Origin of the sequence: Pseudomonas sp. TH34, assembly GCF_016650865.1 — a bacterium.
Lineage (GTDB): Bacteria > Pseudomonadota > Gammaproteobacteria > Pseudomonadales > Pseudomonadaceae > Aquipseudomonas > Aquipseudomonas yamanorum.
In genome coordinates this window covers 148,477-166,788 of sequence record NZ_JAEKFB010000033.1, presented here as the reverse complement: position 1 = coordinate 166,788, position 18,312 = coordinate 148,477, and the positions used below count along the sequence as shown (strand labels likewise).

Genomic DNA, 18,312 nt, shown 5'->3' with positions numbered 1-18,312 from the left:
AGATCAGAGTGAGATTGGATGTGAGCAAGAGAGCCTATAACTTCTGTGCCGGTCCCGCGGCGCTTCCTGAAGCAGTCCTGCAGCGCGCGCAGGGTGAACTCCTCGACTGGCATGGAAAAGGCCTCTCCGTGATGGAAATGAGCCATCGCAGCGATGAGTTCGTGTCCATTGCCACCAAGGCCGAGCAGGATATGCGCGACTTGCTGGACATCCCATCTGACTACAAAGTGTTGTTCCTGCAGGGTGGCGCGAGCCAGCAGTTTGCTCAGATCCCGCTGAACCTGCTGCCGGAAAGTGGCACTGCCGACTATATCGATACCGGTATCTGGGGGCAGAAGGCTATTGAAGAGGCGTCCCGTTACGGTCACGTCAATGTGGCGGGCACTGCCAAGCCTTACGACTATTTCGCCATCCCCGGGCAGAACGAGTGGAAGCTCTCGAAAGACGCGGCCTACGTTCACTACGTAGCGAACGAAACCATCGGCGGCCTGGAATTCGACTGGGTGCCGGAAGTGGGCGATGTTCCGCTGGTATGCGACATGTCGTCGGACATCCTTTCGCGTCCTATCGATGTGTCCAAGTACGGCATGATCTACGCCGGTGCGCAGAAGAACATCGGCCCGAGCGGCATCCTGGTCAACATCATCCGTGAAGACCTGCTGGGGCGTGCGCGCTCGCTGTGCCCGACCATGCTCAACTACAAGGTCGCGGCCGATAACGGCTCGATGTACAACACCCCGCCGGCCTTCGCCTGGTACCTGTCGGGCCTGGTGTTCGAATGGCTGAAAGAGCAGGGCGGTGTGGCTGCCATGGGCAAGCTCAATGAAGAGAAGAAACGTACCTTGTACGACTTCATCGACGGTAGTGGCCTGTACAGCAACCCGATCAACCTGACCGATCGCTCGTGGATGAACGTGCCGTTCCGTCTGGCTGACGACCGCCTGGACAAGCCATTCCTGGCCGGCGCCGATGAGCGCGGCCTGTTGAACCTCAAGGGCCACCGTTCGGTAGGTGGCATGCGCGCCTCCATCTATAACGCTGTCGATATCCACGCCGTCAAGGCGCTGGTGGCTTACATGGCAGAGTTCGAAAAGGAACACGGCTAATGTCTGAGCAAGAACTCAAGGCGCTGCGCGTACGCATTGACAGCCTGGACGAGAAAGTCCTGGAGCTGATCAGTGAGCGCGCGCGGTGCGCCCAGGAAGTTGCACGGGTGAAAATGGCGTCCCTGGCTGAAGGCGAAGTGCCGGTGTTCTACCGGCCGGAGCGTGAAGCCCAGGTGCTCAAGCGCGTGATGGAGCGCAACAAGGGCCCGTTGGGCAACGAAGAAATGGCGCGGTTGTTCCGTGAAATCATGTCTTCGTGCCTGGCGCTGGAACAGCCGCTGAAAGTGGCTTACCTGGGCCCTGAAGGCACCTTCACCCAAGCCGCGGCCATGAAGCATTTCGGCCACGCGGTGATCAGCAAGCCGATGGCAGCGATCGATGAAGTGTTCCGTGAAGTGGCAGCCGGTGCGGTGAATTTTGGCGTGGTGCCGGTGGAAAACTCCACTGAAGGCGCGGTCAACCACACCCTCGACAGCTTCCTTGAGCACGACATGGTGATCTGCGGCGAAGTTGAGCTGCGTATCCACCATCACCTGTTGGTGGGTGAAAACACCAAGACCGACAGCATCAGCCGCATCTATTCCCACGCCCAGTCCCTGGCCCAGTGCCGCAAGTGGCTGGACGCGCACTACCCGAATGTGGAGCGCGTGGCAGTGTCCAGCAACGCCGAAGCGGCGAAGCGGGTCAAGGGTGAGTGGAATTCGGCGGCGATTGCCGGCGACATGGCCGCTGGCCTGTACGGCCTGACGCGCCTGGCCGAAAAAATCGAGGACCGCCCGGATAACTCCACGCGCTTCCTGATGATTGGCAGCCAGGAAGTGCCGCCGACCGGCGACGACAAGACGTCGATCATCGTTTCCATGAGCAACAAGCCTGGCGCGCTGCATGAGCTGCTGGTGCCGTTCCACGACAACGGGATTGACCTGACGCGAATCGAGACGCGTCCTTCGCGCAGCGGTAAATGGACTTATGTGTTCTTTATCGACTTCGTCGGCCATCACCGCGACCCACTGGTCAAGGGTGTGCTCGAGAAAATCAGTCAGGAAGCCGTGGCACTCAAGGTGCTGGGCTCTTACCCGAAAGCGGTTTTGTGAGGCTTTAACATGAGTGGCAACTTCCTCGCCCTGGCACAGCCGGGCGTGCAACAACTGTCGCCTTACGTTCCGGGCAAGCCTGTGGATGAGCTGGCGCGTGAGTTGAATCTGGATCCGTCGAAGATCGTAAAGCTGGCCAGTAACGAAAACCCGATGGGCCCAAGCCCCAAGGTATTGGCTGCGATTCGTGACGCGCTGGCTGAGCTGACGCGTTATCCGGATGGGAATGGTTTTGAGCTCAAATCCTTGTTGGCGGAAAAATGCCGCGTTGAGCTGAATCAGGTGACCTTGGGTAACGGCTCCAACGACATTCTGGAGCTGGTCGGCCGTGCCTATTTGGCGCCGGGCCTGAACGCTGTGTTCAGCGAGCACGCGTTTGCGGTCTATCCGATTGTCACTCAGGCCGTTGGTGCCGAGGCGCGCGTGATTCCTGCGAAAGACTGGGGGCACGACCTGCAGGGCATGCTGGCGGCCATCGATGAGCAGACCCGCGTCGTGTTTATCGCCAACCCGAACAACCCGACCGGTACCTGGTTCAGCGCCGAGGTGCTGGACAACTTCCTGCAAGACGTCCCGGAGCACGTGCTGGTTGTGCTGGACGAGGCTTACATCGAGTACGCCGAAGGCAGCGACCTGCCGGACGGCCTGGACTTCCTCGCGGCTTATCCGAACCTGCTGGTCTCGCGTACGTTCTCCAAGGCTTACGGCCTGGCGTCGCTGCGGGTCGGCTATGGCCTGTCCACGCCGGTGGTGGCCGATGTGCTGAACCGCGTTCGCCAGCCATTCAACGTCAACAGCCTCGCGCTGGCGGCGGCTTGCGCTGCGGTGCAGGACGCTGAATACCTTGAAGAAGGCCGTCGCCTCAACGAAAGCGGCATGTTGCAGTTGCAGGAAGGCTTCAGTGAGCTGGGCCTGGGTTGGATTCCTTCCAAGGGCAACTTCATTTGTGTCGACCTGGGTCAAGTGGCCGCTCCTGTGTTCCAGGGCCTGTTGCGTGAAGGTGTGATCGTGCGTCCGGTGGCCAATTACGGCATGCCGAACCACTTGCGCATCACCATCGGACTGCCTGCTGAAAACAGCCGCTTCCTCGAGGCGCTGGCCAAGGTTCTGGCTCGTGGTTGATGTCACTGCATTGCAACCTGCTGTGCCTATGATCGGTCGCCTGGTGGTGGTCGGTCTGGGATTGATCGGCGGCTCCTTCGCCAAGGGCCTGCGGGAAAGTGGCCTGTGTGGCGAAGTGGTCGGTGTGGACCTGGACCCGCAGTCGCGCAAGCTGGCGGTGGAGTTGGGCGTGGTGGACCGCTGTGAGGCGGACCTCGCCGTTGCCTGTCGGGGTGCGGATGTCATTCAGTTGGCGGTACCGATCCTGGCCATGGAGAAGTTGCTGGCGCTGTTGGCCGGCATGGATCTTGGGCAGGCAATCCTGACCGATGTCGGCAGTGCCAAGGGCAATGTGGTGCGTGCGGCGCGGCTGGCCTTCGGTGGCATGCCTGCGCGCTTTGTGCCCGGGCACCCGATTGCCGGGTCTGAGCAGAGCGGCGTTGAGGCGTCCAATGCGCAGTTGTTCCGTCGCCATAAAGTGATTTTGACGCCGCTGAATGAAACTGATCCTGCGGCACTGGCCGTGGTGGATCGGCTCTGGCGCGAGCTGGGGGCGGATGTGGAACATATGCAGGTCGAGCGCCACGATGAAGTGTTGGCCGCGACCAGTCACCTGCCGCATTTGCTGGCGTTTGGCCTGGTGGATTCGCTGGCCAAGCGCAACGAGAACCTCGAGATTTTCCGTTACGCCGCCGGTGGTTTTCGCGACTTTACCCGGATCGCCGGCAGTGACCCGGTGATGTGGCACGACATCTTCCTCGCCAACCGCGATGCAGTGTTGCGTACCCTGGATACGTTCCGCAGTGACCTCGACGCCTTGCGCGACGCGGTGGATGCGGGCGACGGGCATCAGTTGTTGGGCGTGTTCACCCGTGCGCGGGTGGCGCGGGAGCATTTCAGCAAGATTCTTGCGCGTCGGGCTTATATGGATGCGGCTGCAAGTGCGGATGACCTGGTGTTTCTCGCCAGCCCCGGTGGCTGCTTGAGCGGGCAGATTCGGGTGCCTGGGGATAAATCGATCTCCCATCGCTCGATCATGCTCGGCTCCCTGGCGGACGGCGTCACCGAGGTAGAGGGTTTCCTGGAGGGTGAAGATGCCCTGGCGACCTTGCAGGCGTTTCGCGACATGGGTGTAGTGATTGAAGGCCCGCACCATGGGCGCGTCACCATTCACGGGGTTGGCCTGCATGGCTTGAAGTCGGCGCCAGGTCCGATCTATCTCGGTAACTCCGGCACCTCCATGCGGCTGTTGTCCGGTTTGCTGGCGGCTCAGAGCTTTGACAGTGTGTTGACGGGTGATGCCTCGCTGTCCAAGCGTCCGATGAATCGCGTGGCCAAGCCATTGCGCGAAATGGGCGCGGTGATCGAGACCGGACCGGAAGGACGCCCACCGCTGACGATTCGCGGTGGCCAGGCACTTAAGGGGCTGACCTACGCATTGCCAATGGCCAGTGCTCAGGTTAAATCCTGCCTGTTGCTGGCCGGGTTGTACGCCGAGGGTAAAACCTCGATTACCGAGCCGGCGCCGACCCGTGATCATACCGAGCGGATGTTGCGTGGGTTTGGTTATCCGGTGGAGGTGGCAGGCGCTACGGCTTCGGTCGAGTCCGGTCGCGCGCTGACCGCAACGCATATCGAAGTGCCGGGGGATATTTCCTCCTCGGCGTTTTTCCTGGTGGCGGCGTCGATTGCCGAAGGCTCCGAGCTATTGCTTGAGCATGTGGGCATCAATCCGACCCGTACCGGGGTGATCGATATCCTGCGGCTGATGGGCGCGGATATCACCCTGGAAAACCAGCGGGAAGTGGGTGGCGAGCCGGTTGCGGATTTGCGTGTTCGCGCGGCCCCATTGAAGGGGATCGAGATCCCAGAAGCTCTGGTTCCGCTGGCTATAGATGAGTTCCCGGTGCTGTTCGTGGCTGCGGCATGCGCCGAAGGCCGAACGGTATTGCGCGGGGCGCAGGAGTTGCGGGTCAAGGAGTCCGATCGGATCCAGGTCATGGCCGACGGTCTGCTCGCCCTGGGCGTGAAGTGTGAACCGACACCTGATGGGATTATCATCGACGGTGGCGTGATAGGCGGCGGCGAAGTGCATGCCCATGGTGATCACCGGATTGCCATGGCCTTCAGCGTGGCCTCCCTGCGAGCGGCTGCGCCGATTCGTATCCATGACTGTGCCAACGTGGCTACGTCTTTTCCGAATTTTCTTACATTGTGTGCCCAAGTCGGCATCCGTGTTGCCCAAGAGGCTCAATTGTGAATATCAAATCACCGGTGATTACCATCGACGGGCCAAGTGGCTCGGGCAAAGGCACGATCGCCGGCATCCTGGCCAAGCGCCTGGGCTGGTGCCTGCTGGACTCCGGGGCGCTGTACCGCTTGCTGGCGTTTGCTGCACGCAACCATGGCGTCGACCTGACCAACGAAGAATCGCTGAAGCTGCTGGCTGCGCATCTTGATGTGCAGTTCGTCGGGGCGACGGAAGGTCATCCTCAGCGCATCATCCTGGAAGGGGACGATGTGACCGATGACCTGCGTAACGAACAGGTCGGTTCCTGGGCTTCCCAGGTCGCCGCATTGCCGGCGGTGCGCGACGCTCTGCTGCAGCGCCAGCGGGCTTTTCAGGAGCCGCCGGGTCTGGTGGCCGATGGCCGCGACATGGGCACGGTGGTGTTTCCTGAGGCGCCGCTGAAGATTTTCCTGACTGCCAGTGCCGAGGAGCGGGCCCGCCGCCGTTACTTGCAGTTGAAGGGCAAAGTCGATGGTGTTAGTCTGTCGAGTCTGCTAGATGAGATCCGTGCACGCGATGAGCGTGATACCCAGCGTGCGGTAGCCCCGCTCAAGCCGGCGGCTGACGCCATACAGCTGGATTCCACGGAGTTGTCCATCGAGCAGGTGCTGGAACGCATCTTGAGTGAAATCGCCATTCGCGATATCGCCGGGTGACCAAGAAGGCCGCAGGGGACCAGTCATAGTCCTGTGGTGCTTCTTTTAATTGAAACTGACCCACACCGTCTGGGGTGTGGAGATGGGCGTATTCTTCGCCCTTATCAACAGGAATTAAAATGAGCGAAAGCTTTGCGGAACTCTTTGAAGAAAGCCTAAAAACCCTGAACCTTCAGGCAGGCTCCATCATCACCGGTGTTATCGTTGATATCGATTACCAAGCTCGCTGGGTAACCGTTCACGCTGGTCTGAAGTCTGAAGCTCTGATCCCGCTGGAACAGTTCTACAACGATGCTGGTGACCTGACTATCAATGTCGGTGACGAAGTTCACGTTGCTCTGGACTCGGTTGAAGACGGTTTCGGTGAAACCAAGCTGTCCCGTGAAAAAGCCAAGCGCGCTGAATGCTGGATTGTTCTCGAAGCAGCCTTCGCAGCTGAAGAAGTGGTCAAGGGCGTTATCAACGGTAAGGTTAAAGGCGGCTTCACTGTCGACGTTAACGGCATCCGTGCGTTCCTGCCAGGTTCTTTGGTCGACGTTCGTCCTGTGCGCGACACCACGCACCTGGAAGGCAAAGAACTCGAATTCAAGGTCATCAAGCTCGACCAGAAGCGCAACAACGTTGTCGTTTCCCGTCGCAGCGTCCTGGAAGCAGAGAACTCCGCCGAGCGTGAAGCTCTGCTGGAATCCCTGCAGGAAGGCCAACAAGTCAAAGGTATTGTCAAGAACCTCACCGATTACGGCGCATTCGTCGATCTGGGTGGCGTCGATGGCCTGCTGCACATTACCGACATGGCTTGGAAGCGTATCAAGCATCCATCGGAAATCGTCAATGTTGGCGACGAGATCGATGTCAAGGTTCTGAAGTACGATCGTGAGCGCAACCGTGTCTCCCTGGGCTTGAAGCAGCTGGGCGAAGATCCATGGGTCGCTATCAAGGCTCGTTACCCAGAAAGCACTCGCGTCACCGCGCGTGTTACCAACCTGACCGACTACGGCTGCTTCGCAGAGCTGGAAGAAGGCGTGGAAGGCCTGGTACACGTTTCCGAAATGGACTGGACCAACAAGAACATCCACCCTTCGAAAGTCGTACAAGTCGGCGACGAAGTGGAAGTTATGGTTCTGGACATCGACGAAGAGCGTCGTCGTATCTCCCTCGGCATCAAGCAGTGCAAATCTAACCCATGGGAAGATTTCTCTGGCCAGTTCAACAAGGGCGATAAAATCTCCGGCACCATCAAGTCGATCACCGATTTCGGTATCTTCATTGGTCTGGACGGCGGCATCGACGGCCTGGTTCACCTGTCCGACATCTCCTGGAACGAAGTTGGCGAAGAAGCTGTTCGTCGTTTCAAGAAGGGCGACGAGCTGGACACCGTTATCCTGTCGGTTGACCCAGAGCGCGAGCGCATCTCCCTGGGTATCAAGCAGCTGGAAAGCGATCCGTTCTCCGAGTACGTTCAAGAGAACGACAAAGGCGCAATCGTTAAAGGCATCGTGAAGGAAGTTGACGCTAAAGGCGCCATCATCACTCTGGCCGACGATATCGAAGCGACTCTGAAAGCCTCCGAAATCAGCCGTGACCGCGTTGAAGACGCGCGCAACGTTCTGAAAGAAGGCGAAGAAGTAGAAGCCAAGATCATCAGCGTTGACCGCAAGAGCCGCGTAATCCAGCTCTCCATCAAGTCGAAAGACGATGCTGAAGAGAAAGAAGCTATCCAGAGCCTGCGCGACAAGCCAGCTACCTCTGAGCCTTCTGCTGGTCCTACCACTCTGGGCGACCTGCTGCGTGCACAAATGGAAAAACAGAACTAAGTTCTGTCAGACCATAGAAAAAGGGCGACTTCGGTCGCCCTTTTTTGTGCCTGGAATTTGGTGTTGTGTGCAACGTCGCCTTGGCGTTATGCGGCTGAGGCGCTGTCGTCTCGCTGGCAGTTTATTCGACCTCGTAGGCTGTATCTGACAGTGAATGCGCTGAAGTGGCTCCAGCGAGGCTGAGCGAGAGCTGGCTGTCGTAGTGCGTAATGCCAACTCTCTTCGAGTTACACCCCAAGTCTTTGAATATAAGTCAATACATGGGCTGTTCAAATTCCTCCGGTCATGCTAAAACCTTCGAAGCGCTTTTCCTAGCTGCTTGAAAAAGAAGGGAAAAATATGACGAAGTCGGAGTTGATCGAACGAATTGTCACCCATCAAGGGCTGCTCTCATCCAAAGATGTGGAGCTAGCCATCAAGACTATGCTTGAACAGATGTCGCAGTGCCTGGCCACCGGCGATCGGATTGAGATTCGTGGGTTTGGTAGCTTTTCGCTGCATTACCGGGCGCCGCGTGTGGGGCGTAACCCGAAGACTGGCCAATCCGTTAGCCTCGATGGCAAGTTCGTGCCTCACTTCAAGCCGGGCAAGGAATTGCGGGATCGGGTGAACGAAGATGAGGAAGAAGGCGTCTGAGTGTTTTTGGGGTAGGAGAAGGTTATGCGTGGGGTTAAGCGCGTTGCGGCAGTAGTGACTGTATTGGTTGTTGCTTTGGTGGTTCTGGTTTTTGTGCTGGAGAACCAGCAGGGCACTTCGCTTTCGTTCTTTGGCTCGTTTACTGGGCAAATGCCGGTGTCGGTATTTGTCGTGATTGCTCTATTTATTGGCATGTTGATAGGGCCGTTTTTGGGCGCTTTGACGCGAGTTCGGCGTCCTAAGCCCGTTCCGGTGAGGCGGAGCTAGAAACCGTATCCATCGCCTGCGCCGGGATCGGTATGCTGGTGTAGTGACCGCCTGTCAGATAATTCTGCTTTCCGACTAACGCCTTGTTTTCTGCAGGCGTGCGTCCTGGGCCGCCGTAAATGTTGCAGAGTTGTCGATATTGGTCTGTTTACTCGAATTTTCTTTCTGTTACTCCCTCTCGGATGGGCTTGATAAGGGCGATCCCTAGGCGTTAGGGAAACCTCCTACAGTCATGTCAAGACTTGTAATATGTCAGAGAGGTGACAGAATGCCATCTGTTCTCGATAACGGGCATTTTGTGAGCTAAAAATTTGGCAAAGACGCCGGGTTTTTGGCGGTCAACCAATTAGAATAAAAAATACGCAATTTGGTCTGCATAACGAGCCCGCAGTTTCTCTTTGAAGGCAGGTTTTTGTTGTGAGTAGTAGCTTACGTTTTCCGCCAGTACCTCAGTCCGAAGAGATCGACATTGTCGAGCTCGTGCAATCCGTCTGGCAGCAGAAAAAGTTGATTTTGAGCCTCGCGCTCGGAGTAGGATTGCTTGCGACGGCCTATGCTTTTTTAGCGACTCCTGAATACTCGGTGAATAGTGTATTGCGGCCTTCTGCACTTAACGAGCTGGATGCACTTAACCGATCCGAGGTATATAAACTGCCTCCGGAGGCAGCGCTGATAGGGGTTGGTGCTTCACTTGAGTCCTATGAAACGCGTTTGAATTTTTTTAGAGAAAATCAAAAGCTTTTTGACGCATTCGTTCGTCCGGGTCAAACTCTGGAGCAGAGTTTTGAAGAGTTTAACCGTAATTCAATTGTTCTAACTCGATCAGACGCTCAAAAGGCTGGAGTTGTTGGTGCGGAGATTACCCTTCAGTTGAATTATCCGGCGGGTATCGATGGGGTTTCGATACTTAACGGCTTTGTTAACTATGCCATTGAAACCGAGCGAAGAAAAATTGCCTCGGATATGAGTGTTATCGTTCAGAATCGTCTGAATGAAATTAAAGGCAAGTTGAGTGCGGCAAGGGCTGGCTACGATAACGACAAGCAGGCCCGAATAGCTTCTTTGCTTGAAAATGATAATTTAAAACGTGCTCAACTAAAGGACGAACTCAGGGCCTTGCGGGCTCAGCTGAAAGCGTTACGTGCAGATAGAATTTCCCAACTCGATGAGGCAATCGCTATTGCGCGTTCGCTGGGTATTAATAAACCCACGACGCCGTCGTTGTTCGGGGAAGCGGGGCGTCCGAACGCCCATATGATGAAGACTGAGATAAATAATCAGCAGGTGCCTCTGTATTTTATGGGGACGCAGGCATTGCTTGCAGAACGGGCTGCTTTACAGCGTCGGACCAATGACGATTTCGCTGATGGTCGGATAGCTCAAATTTCGAAAGATCTTCAATTGCTGCGTTCAAACCGTGAAGTCGAGTTGTTGAATAGTCGTGCAAGCGAAGAACTCTTTGTCAATGGCGTTCAGCCTTTGCGTGCAGAAATGGCGCGGTTGCAGAATTTAAATATCGATTTGGATCGACTCAAGCTTGTAAGCATCGATCGGCAGGCTTTGGAGCCCACAAGTCCAATTAAGCCCAAGCGGTTTTTGGTGATTGTGCTCGGTGTTTTCTGTGGGATGCTTTTAGGGGGCGGTTTTGCAGTCGCTTCCTATTTTTTAAGGCGCTCTCATCGCTCGAAACCGAATGATTCGCCGTCTTTAGAGCTGGATCATGTCCAGTAAGGGCATCGCATGTCCGTGTGGTGTGGCGAAATAGTGGCCTTTGTGAGCGTGGGGTGGTCTCAGTTGCGTTCCATCCACTCGGTCGAAGTTAAGTGGCGCCAGGAATTGGGTAGCCTTGCACGGCGCGGATGAGGCGCTGTGAATAATTTTTCCATGCTTGCCTGATGGCAGACACATTGCGTGCTTGTTGAATTTATCCTTGTAGCTAAGGTCGTAAAGGAGGGAGGGATGCACGCTCCGGGCGGTATCGTGAGCTGAGCCTTTCAGGCATAATATCCATGCTTTTTGACACGGTACTGATGCAGAGTGTCAAGCATAAACAGGTATTCAACTCGCACCAACAACTGGCCTTGAGACGCCAGGGTGGTGATTCGATTTGGCCTGACGCTATAACAAGAGCTTGGAGTGTGGATGGACAGTAATCTAGTTAGTATTTTTGAATTTGTTGTGATTTTTACGTTGGTCGGGGCCCAAGTTTTTGATGTCTATGCCGTCATGGTGCGGGCGAAAGTAAACGTAGATGGCACTACACAGGTCTTAGCTGTTTCTAACTGGATTCAGTACTTGGCAAGAATTATGAATATGGTTTCCGTGTTCAGTATATCTTTATTGCTCGAGAGTAAAATAAGCACCATTGGCGTGCCAGCGATGTTTGGCTATTCAATGTGTCTTGGGTTGGTGATGATTGGGCTTGTTTGCAAGTTTAGCTTTACGGGGCCAGTACTCAGAGTGCTCCAGAGGTTAGGCTTTGCTCAAGTGTTCGGTGAGCCTGGAAAAAAAGCTTATTGGTGGCATGTTGAGTTTGATTTTTTCTCAAGGCTTACTTGGTTTTCAGTTCTAGTTAGTTTATTTATTAACTTGGCTATTATTATGCCTTTTATGTTGAGTGTCAGATATCCTGAAGTTAGGATGACGCTGGCATATACTGGGCAACTGCTTAATTTCTGTGCCTCAATTATTATGTTTACCTACGTTGATCGTGTTTTTTTCAAGGCGCTTGATGCAGGTAATGAATTTGCATGTGCGAATAAGATCATTACAGGCAAGATTATTGCCCAGCTTATATTAGTGTTCGGCGTATTTTGCTTTTATGTTGTACTGGGAGGGTGAGTTGTGAGTGCGGAAGCTAACGCCGTAGACAAACCTGATAGGGCTGGACCGCGCTCACGTTTATTTTCAGACAGAGGGTATGTTTACTTAAACGTTTTTTTTGTATGTGTGCTTTTGGTCGTGTATTACCTTATGGGGGGTGGCGCTTTTCCGGACTACCCAAATTACGTAACCATCGTGAATAACGGTGGTTATTTGTTCAGTAAAGATGAGTACATGGCGGAGTGGATCTCGCGATTTTTTTTAAGTCAAGGCCTATTTTTTTTCGATAGCGCTGAGCATGTGGTCGATCTTTTTGCGTTGATCGTCCAGGTTTTTTATATTTTATTCGTCTTTTATTTTGGTGTGGTTAAAGGCGGGATCTCTCGGCGGGGATGGTTTTTTTTTACGGCAGTGTTGGGGCCTTTGTTGATTACGACCGCGCTTCGTGCTTCGCCCGCTTATATATTGATTGCTTATATAGCGGCAACGGGCGGCCGGCTTAATCTGAAGTTTTTGCTGCTTTCTGTTCTGGCCGTTTCATTTCATGATTCGGCGCTCATATTGGTAGTTCTATATGCTGCCAGTTGTCTAATGGCGCGTGTATTTAGAGTCGTGGGTCCGGCTTTTTATCAGATTTTAATGTGGTGTTCCCTTGTGGTGATATTGTTGTCGCAGCAAGTAGCACTTGCGTTGTTTTCGGTTGTCTCTAAGCTGGATATGGGTATTCGATCGGTTTACTTTCAAGAGTTGCCGGAGACGTCGATTGTAAAAAAAGTTTTTTTGGTTGTGATATGGATCGTCGCGTATACAACGATTAAAAACGTAGCCGTGCATGCGCGGACGAAGATTTTCGTTTGTGGTTCCATGCTGCTCACTGCGCTTTCTTTTTCACTCAATGAAGTTGCCGGGATCCGATTTGCATTGTATGTACTAGGGAGCTGCGTGCTGGCCAAAGGCGCCTTTATATTTAGTGGGCAGCACAATAGCCGGTACCGTCAGATAGATGTTGTATTGGCGGTTGCATATTTTGGTTTGGTATTTATGGATATTCTTCGAAATGCGAGAGGTGCATGATGGCTAAAATTGCAGTGCTATTGGCAGCTTACAATGGCGAGTCATTTATTGTTTCTCAAGTGAATTCGATCTTGTCGCAATTGGATGTAAATGTTGACCTTTATATTCGTGATGATGGGTCGACGGACAAGACGGCTAGCATTATTGACGAATTCTCAAATTTGCTTGGCGTAAGAGTCATCAAGGATGGGGAAAGTACTCGGTCTGCTGCTGGGAATTTTTTCAAGATTCTTTCGCAGATTAATGTCGCGGACTATGAGTATGTTGCTTTTGCTGATCAGGACGATATTTGGGATCCTGAGAAGCTGAAGCGTGCCGTTTCAAAAATTGTCGAAGGCGGTCATCAAGGTTATAGTGCAGATCTGATCGCGTACTCAAACTCAAAAGGTCATGCTCAATACCTGAAGAAGTCTTATCCGGCTAAAGAGTTTGATTATCTGTTTCAAGGCGCGTCGGCGGGCTGCACTTATGTGATGACGTCAACGTTGGCTGCTCTTGTTGTTCGCTCTACGGTTGAACTTCGAAGTGAAGATTTTATAGGTCGTTCTCATGACTGGCTGGTTTATGCGATCGCCCGCGCTCATCAGATGAGCTGGTGCTATGACGCTTATGCTCCAATTTTCTATAGGCAGCATGCTAGCAATGTTTACGGTGCGATGACGACAGTGGGCAGCCTGCTGGAAAAAGTCAAACTCGTCCGTGGAGGTTGGTACAGGTCTAACGTGCTGTGGATAGCCGAGCATTGTGGCGCAGGCGAAAAAGAGAAAGATATTATTAAGTTGGTGAGAGGGAATAGTTTCTCTGATCGTCTAAGGTTGATGGTGCAGGTGGGGTCCTTCAGGCGCAAGGCATCTGAGAGTCGTGTATTGAGTGTGTTCTTATTATTTGGGCTTTTTTGATATTATGAAAAGATTAATGGATATAGTTGTTTCGGGGATAGGTTTGATTTTGCTGTCTCCTGTCATGATCGTTGTCTATTTTTTGGTGCGATACTATTTGGGCGGGCCGGTATTCTTCCGACAGGTCCGGCCCGGTTTTGAAGGTAAGCCCTTCGAAATGCTAAAATTCAGGACAATGCTTGATGCTACCGACGCGACTGGGGCGCCTTTGCCTGATTCGGAGCGCCTGACCAAGTTCGGACGATTTCTCAGGGCCAGCAGCCTTGACGAGTTGCCCGGTTTGATAAATGTGCTGAAAGGGGATATGAGCGTCGTAGGGCCGAGACCCTTGCTGATGGCCTATCTGCCCCTATACAGTGCAGAACAAAATCGCCGGCACCTGGTACGCCCGGGAGTGACAGGGCTTGCTCAGGTCAGTGGTCGAAATGCGCTCTCTTGGGAGGAAAAATTCAAGCTGGATGTCTGGTATGTGGATAACCAATCTTTGCTGCTGGACTTGAAAATTATTATTTTGACCTTCAAGAAAGTGTTCTTGCGAGAGGGCATCAATCAAGAGGGGCAAGCAACTATGGAAGCCTTCAGGGGTTCCGCCGACAATGCAATTGATGGGGAAAAGAAATGAGCAAAGAAATTCTGGATTTGATCGCTGAAGCCAAGGAAGCTGATGAAGGTTCCGTGAATCTGGGCGATCAGTTGGATTGGGATTCTATCGCTGTAGTAACCTTTATGGCTTTGCTTTCCGAGCGGGATATTAGCGTTTCTGCTGATGGTTTGAATAAGTGCGACACGGTAGATGATGTCGTGGCTCTGGTTGCTGCCAAAAGTGCTTGATAAGTATTAGGTTTGTTTGATCCATACTGCTCAGGTGTTTAACACGTTGGGCAGTTTGGTTTTTTATTTAATGGTTTATCGATTTTGCTCGGTATAGCGTTGCACAAGAATTGATGAGGAATGGGTGCTTATGAATGATGAACTAGACTCAAAAAAAATCGAAAGGGATTTGGTTGAGTCATATTGGCATCCCTTGTGCTTCAATTCTGACTTGCCGAACGATAGAGATTTTTTACGTTTTGATGTCTTGAATTTTGAAGTGGTCATCTTTAACGATAAGGGCCGCTTGATAGCTTTCGATAATCGTTGCCCCCACCGCGGCAGTCGATTTTTTACTGAGGATCATGGCAACCGCGGCATTATCTGCAAGTACCACGGATGGAGTTTTTCGGATGGGCGCCTGCGGATACCGAACGCAGCCTCGTTTGTGGGATGTGATATTGAAAACGCTTCGCTCAATCAGTTTAAGCTGGATACCTGCGGCGATTTGGTTTTCTTTGGTGTTAACCCTGAGGTGTCTCTCCAGGAGCAGATCGGAAGTCACGTGTACAGCGTCGTCGAGCGCTTGAGCAGAGACGTGCAGGCTTGTAGCGATTTTAACCGTTACGAGTTCGAGTGCAATTGGACTATCGCGCTGGAGAATGCGCTCGAGCCTTATCATATCCCTCTGATCCATCGTAATACGCTCGCCACGTTAAAGTTAGGTGTTGGAGAGAATGTATTTGAAGGTGAGAACTCTATCTGGTACTCGCCGGTAGAGGACGAGAGGGTGCAGCGTCGTCTCTCCGGGCTTAGTAAGTTTTTTGAGACGACGAATTCTTACCAAGGTTACATGAGTATTTTTCTTTTCCCTTTCGCGATGATCTCATCCACGTTCGGGTACTCATACTCCATGCAGAACTTTTTTCCTTCTCCCAAGGGGGATCGCGCATTTTTTACCAGTCGACTCTTTCCTGCCCGTGCATCAGACTCGCGTTACAGTGAAATTACAGACCTTTTTTCGAAGTCGACAGCTGAACTGAATCGCAAGGTTTTTGAAGAAGATCATGAAATATGTAAGAGAGTCCCTAGTGACTCTTGGACTGTTTCCGCTCCAAAATACTTGAGTTCCTTAGAGCAGAAAATTGCTCATTTTCGTCAGTCCTGTGCAAAGTGGGATAAATAGCGGTGTTCTCTCACTGTTTTTATTGCGGTCTTTTATTCCTGTTTGTCGGTGAGGGTGAGTGATTATGTCAGCCAGTCAGTTTAAAGATGTAAGGGTTGTAAATAACGTCCGGGTTGAAGGCGTTGCATGTTCGATGCCGGAAAATATTTCTGAAGTCTCCGACCTTGCCGAAAAGTTTGGCGAGGAAAATATTCAGAAGATTATGGCGAGTACGGGTGTCTTCCGTCGGCATGTAGTCGATAGCGAGTGTTCATCTGATCTTTGCGTCGCTGCGGCCGAGCGTTTGATTGCAGACCTTGCGGTGGATCGCGCTTCTATTGATACGTTGATTTTCGTGTCACAAACTCATGATCATACTTTGCCCGCCACTGCTTGTATCCTGCAGGAGCGCTTGAAACTTTCCCTCGGTGTTGCAGCGTTCGATGTTGCTTTGGGCTGCTCAGGCTACGTTTACGGCCTATGGCTAGCTTCCTCCTTGATATCCGGTGGCGGCAGCCGACGTGTGTTGTTATTGGTAGGAGATACCATCAGTAAAATTGTTTCAGAAGAAGATCGTTCGGTTGCGGCCCTATTTGGTGATGCCGGCTCGGCGACGTTGCTTCAATATGATGAATCGGCGCAACCGATTTCCTTTGCGCTAGGGACAGATGGGCGCGGTGCGAACAATCTTATTGTTCCTGCGGGCGGCTTTCGTGATCGTACCGGCGCGTTCAGTGATAATAGCGAACCGGAAGTACGTGGCCCATTCGACTTGTTTATGAATGGGGCGGAAATTTTTGCCTTTACTTTGGCGCGCGTACCCGCGTTGGTAAGGGCACTTCACGAAAGTCGTCAGGATAGCGGGGAAGGCATTGATCATTATGTCTTTCACCAAGCCAACAAATTCATGCTGGAGCATTTGGCAAAACGCATGAAGTTGCCTCGAGAAAAAGTTTTGCTTGATTTGGAAAGTGTAGGGAATACGAGCTGTACGTCCATACCACTTGCGCTTTCATTAGCTGACCTTGAAAAAGATAACAGGGTAACGGGCTTGATGATGTTGGCTGGTTTTGGTGTTGGCTACTCTTGGGCGGGTTGTATTATAAACTTTGATAACGTATGGGTAAGCCCTATGACTTATACCCGTGATTTGAAGGAGCCGGTATGACTATGGCTAATCCGTTTTCCCTTCAGGGCAAGCATATTTTGGTGACTGGAGCCTCATCCGGAATTGGACGGGAGGTTGCGGTATGGCTAAGTTCGCAGGGTGCCCGTATCACGTTGGTCGCCAGGGATACGCCTCGCCTGGAGGAAACGCTCCAGCGACTGGAGGGCGAGGGGCATGCCATCGCGGTAGTGGACTTTTTGACTGAGCCAGATGTGTCGGGCTGGATGAAGAAGATTGCTCGGGAAACGACAGCGTTTGACGGGTTGGTTCATGCGGCAGGTATTCAGGCCCCTATGCCCATTCGCGCGACTAGCTTGGCGCACTGGGAAAGAGTGATTTCGACAAACGTAACATCGTCGTTTTCTCTTATTAAGGCGTTCCGACAGAAAGGTGTATGTCAATCCGGCTCTAGTATCGTGCTTATTTCCTCGGTAATGGCTAAGGTCGGTGAACCAGCGCTTCTGGGATATTGCGCGAGCAAAGGCGCGGTGGAGTCAATGGTCAGGGCGGCAGCCATCGAGCTTTCTCGTGAGGGTATTCGGGTTAATTGTGTGGCGCCTGGCGTCGTGAAAACTGAAATGGCAGAGACGCTCAAAGACTTGGTCGGGGGAGAATCGATGGAGATTATCGAACAGAAGCACCCGTTAGGCTTCGGTTCTCCGGCAGACGTCGCTTATGCGGTCAACTATTTGCTTTCTCCTGCTGCTCGCTGGGTAACCGGTACTTCCCTGGTCGTCGATGGTGGGTACCTAGCATGAGTGCCAAAAAGTTTGTCATAGTTGGCGCGGGAGGCTTTGGGCGCGAGGTGTATGTCTGGTTGAAAGACTGGATTGAACTTAGCGCGAGTCCATCGGAGTACCAGATCATCGGATTTCTGGATGATGCACCTGCGGCCCTGGAGCGTTTTCCAGAGATGCCACCGATTATTTGTTCCATTGATGTTTATGAGCATCAGGACGACGTGGCTCTGGTCTGTGCTATTGCTGATCCAAAGATCAAGAAGATCGTTTCGGATAAGTTGCTCGAAAAAGGAGCGCAGTTTTTCTCTCTTGTTCACCCGACGGCGATCGTAGGCACGCGGGTGGTTATCGGCGAAGGGGTAGTCATTTGCCCTAATACGATTCTATCCACCGATCTGGAAATTGGTAATTTCGTGACGATTAACTCCGCTACTACTATTGGACATGACACGTCTGTAGGGAGTTATAGCACCGTTAGTGGACACTGTGATGTGACCGGTGGTGTTCAGTTGGCAGAGGGTGTTTTCATGGGCTCTCATGCGGTGGTTGTGCCCAAAGTGACCGTGGGTGCATATGCTGTCATTGGGGCATCTTCGGTTGTTATACGCAAAGTTGCATCGGGCTCCACAGTATTTGGTGTTCCTGCTAAACGAATAGCTGGGTAAAAAG

Annotated in this window: 18 protein-coding genes; all 18 read left to right on the top strand. The window is 52.9% G+C overall.

Features of this window, described 5'->3' with window-relative positions:
* Positions 1 to 20: 20 nt before the first annotated feature.
* The 18 genes from serC (at position 21) to JFU58_RS26200 (ending at position 18,308) form a co-directional block, all read left to right on the top strand.
* Positions 21 to 1,106, top strand: coding sequence for a 3-phosphoserine/phosphohydroxythreonine transaminase (serC, locus tag JFU58_RS26285; protein WP_201142730.1), 1,086 nt, complete (start codon positions 21 to 23; stop codon positions 1,104 to 1,106).
* A complete protein-coding gene (gene pheA, locus JFU58_RS26280; protein ID WP_003218812.1) occupies positions 1,106 to 2,200 on the top strand; it encodes a prephenate dehydratase in 1,095 nt (364 codons plus the stop codon). Before serC ends, pheA begins: the two co-directional genes overlap by 1 nt.
* Positions 2,201 to 2,209: 9 nt before the next feature.
* Positions 2,210 to 3,322, top strand: a complete 1,113-nt coding sequence (gene hisC / locus JFU58_RS26275) for a histidinol-phosphate transaminase (protein WP_201142729.1) — start codon at positions 2,210 to 2,212, stop codon at positions 3,320 to 3,322.
* Positions 3,323 to 3,350: 28 nt separating this feature from the next.
* The gene (locus JFU58_RS26270) at positions 3,351 to 5,561 is read left to right on the top strand and encodes a bifunctional prephenate dehydrogenase/3-phosphoshikimate 1-carboxyvinyltransferase (RefSeq protein WP_242488337.1); all 2,211 of its coding nucleotides are present in this window, start codon (positions 3,351 to 3,353) and stop codon (positions 5,559 to 5,561) included.
* Positions 5,558 to 6,247, top strand: coding sequence for a (d)CMP kinase (gene cmk, locus JFU58_RS26265; protein WP_053132468.1), 690 nt, complete (start codon positions 5,558 to 5,560; stop codon positions 6,245 to 6,247). Before JFU58_RS26270 ends, cmk begins: the two co-directional genes overlap by 4 nt.
* Positions 6,248 to 6,366: 119 nt before the next feature.
* Positions 6,367 to 8,061 (top strand): 30S ribosomal protein S1, encoded by a 1,695-nt coding sequence (gene rpsA / locus JFU58_RS26260; RefSeq protein WP_003218806.1) that lies wholly within the window; start codon positions 6,367 to 6,369, stop codon positions 8,059 to 8,061.
* 339 nt (positions 8,062 to 8,400) lie between these two features.
* Entirely contained in the window at positions 8,401 to 8,697 is a 297-nt protein-coding gene (ihfB, locus tag JFU58_RS26255; RefSeq protein ID WP_003218804.1) for an integration host factor subunit beta, read from the top strand.
* Positions 8,698 to 8,721: 24 nt separating this feature from the next.
* Positions 8,722 to 8,964: a LapA family protein gene (locus tag JFU58_RS26250; RefSeq protein WP_201142727.1), complete on the top strand. Its 243-nt coding sequence runs from the start codon at positions 8,722 to 8,724 to the stop codon at positions 8,962 to 8,964.
* Positions 8,965 to 9,381: 417 nt separating this feature from the next.
* On the top strand, positions 9,382 to 10,695 hold the full coding sequence (locus JFU58_RS26245) for a Wzz/FepE/Etk N-terminal domain-containing protein (protein WP_201142726.1): 1,314 nt from the start codon (positions 9,382 to 9,384) through the stop codon (positions 10,693 to 10,695).
* A gap of 411 nt (positions 10,696 to 11,106) precedes the next feature.
* On the top strand, positions 11,107 to 11,805 hold the full coding sequence (locus JFU58_RS26240; RefSeq protein ID WP_201142725.1) for a hypothetical protein: 699 nt from the start codon (positions 11,107 to 11,109) through the stop codon (positions 11,803 to 11,805).
* A gap of 3 nt (positions 11,806 to 11,808) precedes the next feature.
* Positions 11,809 to 12,861, top strand: a complete 1,053-nt coding sequence (locus JFU58_RS26235) for a hypothetical protein (protein WP_201142724.1) — start codon at positions 11,809 to 11,811, stop codon at positions 12,859 to 12,861.
* The gene (locus JFU58_RS26230) at positions 12,858 to 13,760 is read left to right on the top strand and encodes a glycosyltransferase (RefSeq protein ID WP_201142723.1); all 903 of its coding nucleotides are present in this window, start codon (positions 12,858 to 12,860) and stop codon (positions 13,758 to 13,760) included. The genes JFU58_RS26235 and JFU58_RS26230 overlap by 4 nt, the downstream gene beginning before the upstream one ends.
* A gap of 1 nt (position 13,761) precedes the next feature.
* On the top strand, positions 13,762 to 14,382 hold the full coding sequence (locus JFU58_RS26225) for a sugar transferase (protein WP_342215322.1): 621 nt from the start codon (positions 13,762 to 13,764) through the stop codon (positions 14,380 to 14,382).
* On the top strand, positions 14,379 to 14,591 hold the full coding sequence (locus JFU58_RS26220) for an acyl carrier protein (RefSeq protein WP_201142721.1): 213 nt from the start codon (positions 14,379 to 14,381) through the stop codon (positions 14,589 to 14,591). The genes JFU58_RS26225 and JFU58_RS26220 overlap by 4 nt, the downstream gene beginning before the upstream one ends.
* A 130-nt stretch (positions 14,592 to 14,721) precedes the next feature.
* A complete protein-coding gene (locus JFU58_RS26215) occupies positions 14,722 to 15,756 on the top strand; it encodes a Rieske 2Fe-2S domain-containing protein (protein WP_201142720.1) in 1,035 nt (344 codons plus the stop codon).
* Positions 15,757 to 15,820: 64 nt separating this feature from the next.
* Positions 15,821 to 16,903, top strand: coding sequence for a 3-oxoacyl-ACP synthase III family protein (locus JFU58_RS26210; RefSeq protein ID WP_201142719.1), 1,083 nt, complete (start codon positions 15,821 to 15,823; stop codon positions 16,901 to 16,903).
* A 2-nt stretch (positions 16,904 to 16,905) separates the two neighbouring features.
* A complete protein-coding gene (locus JFU58_RS26205; protein WP_201142879.1) occupies positions 16,906 to 17,661 on the top strand; it encodes an SDR family NAD(P)-dependent oxidoreductase in 756 nt (251 codons plus the stop codon).
* Positions 17,658 to 18,308 (top strand): acetyltransferase, encoded by a 651-nt coding sequence (locus tag JFU58_RS26200; RefSeq protein WP_201142718.1) that lies wholly within the window; start codon positions 17,658 to 17,660, stop codon positions 18,306 to 18,308. The genes JFU58_RS26205 and JFU58_RS26200 overlap by 4 nt, the downstream gene beginning before the upstream one ends.
* Positions 18,309 to 18,312 lie beyond the last annotated feature (4 nt).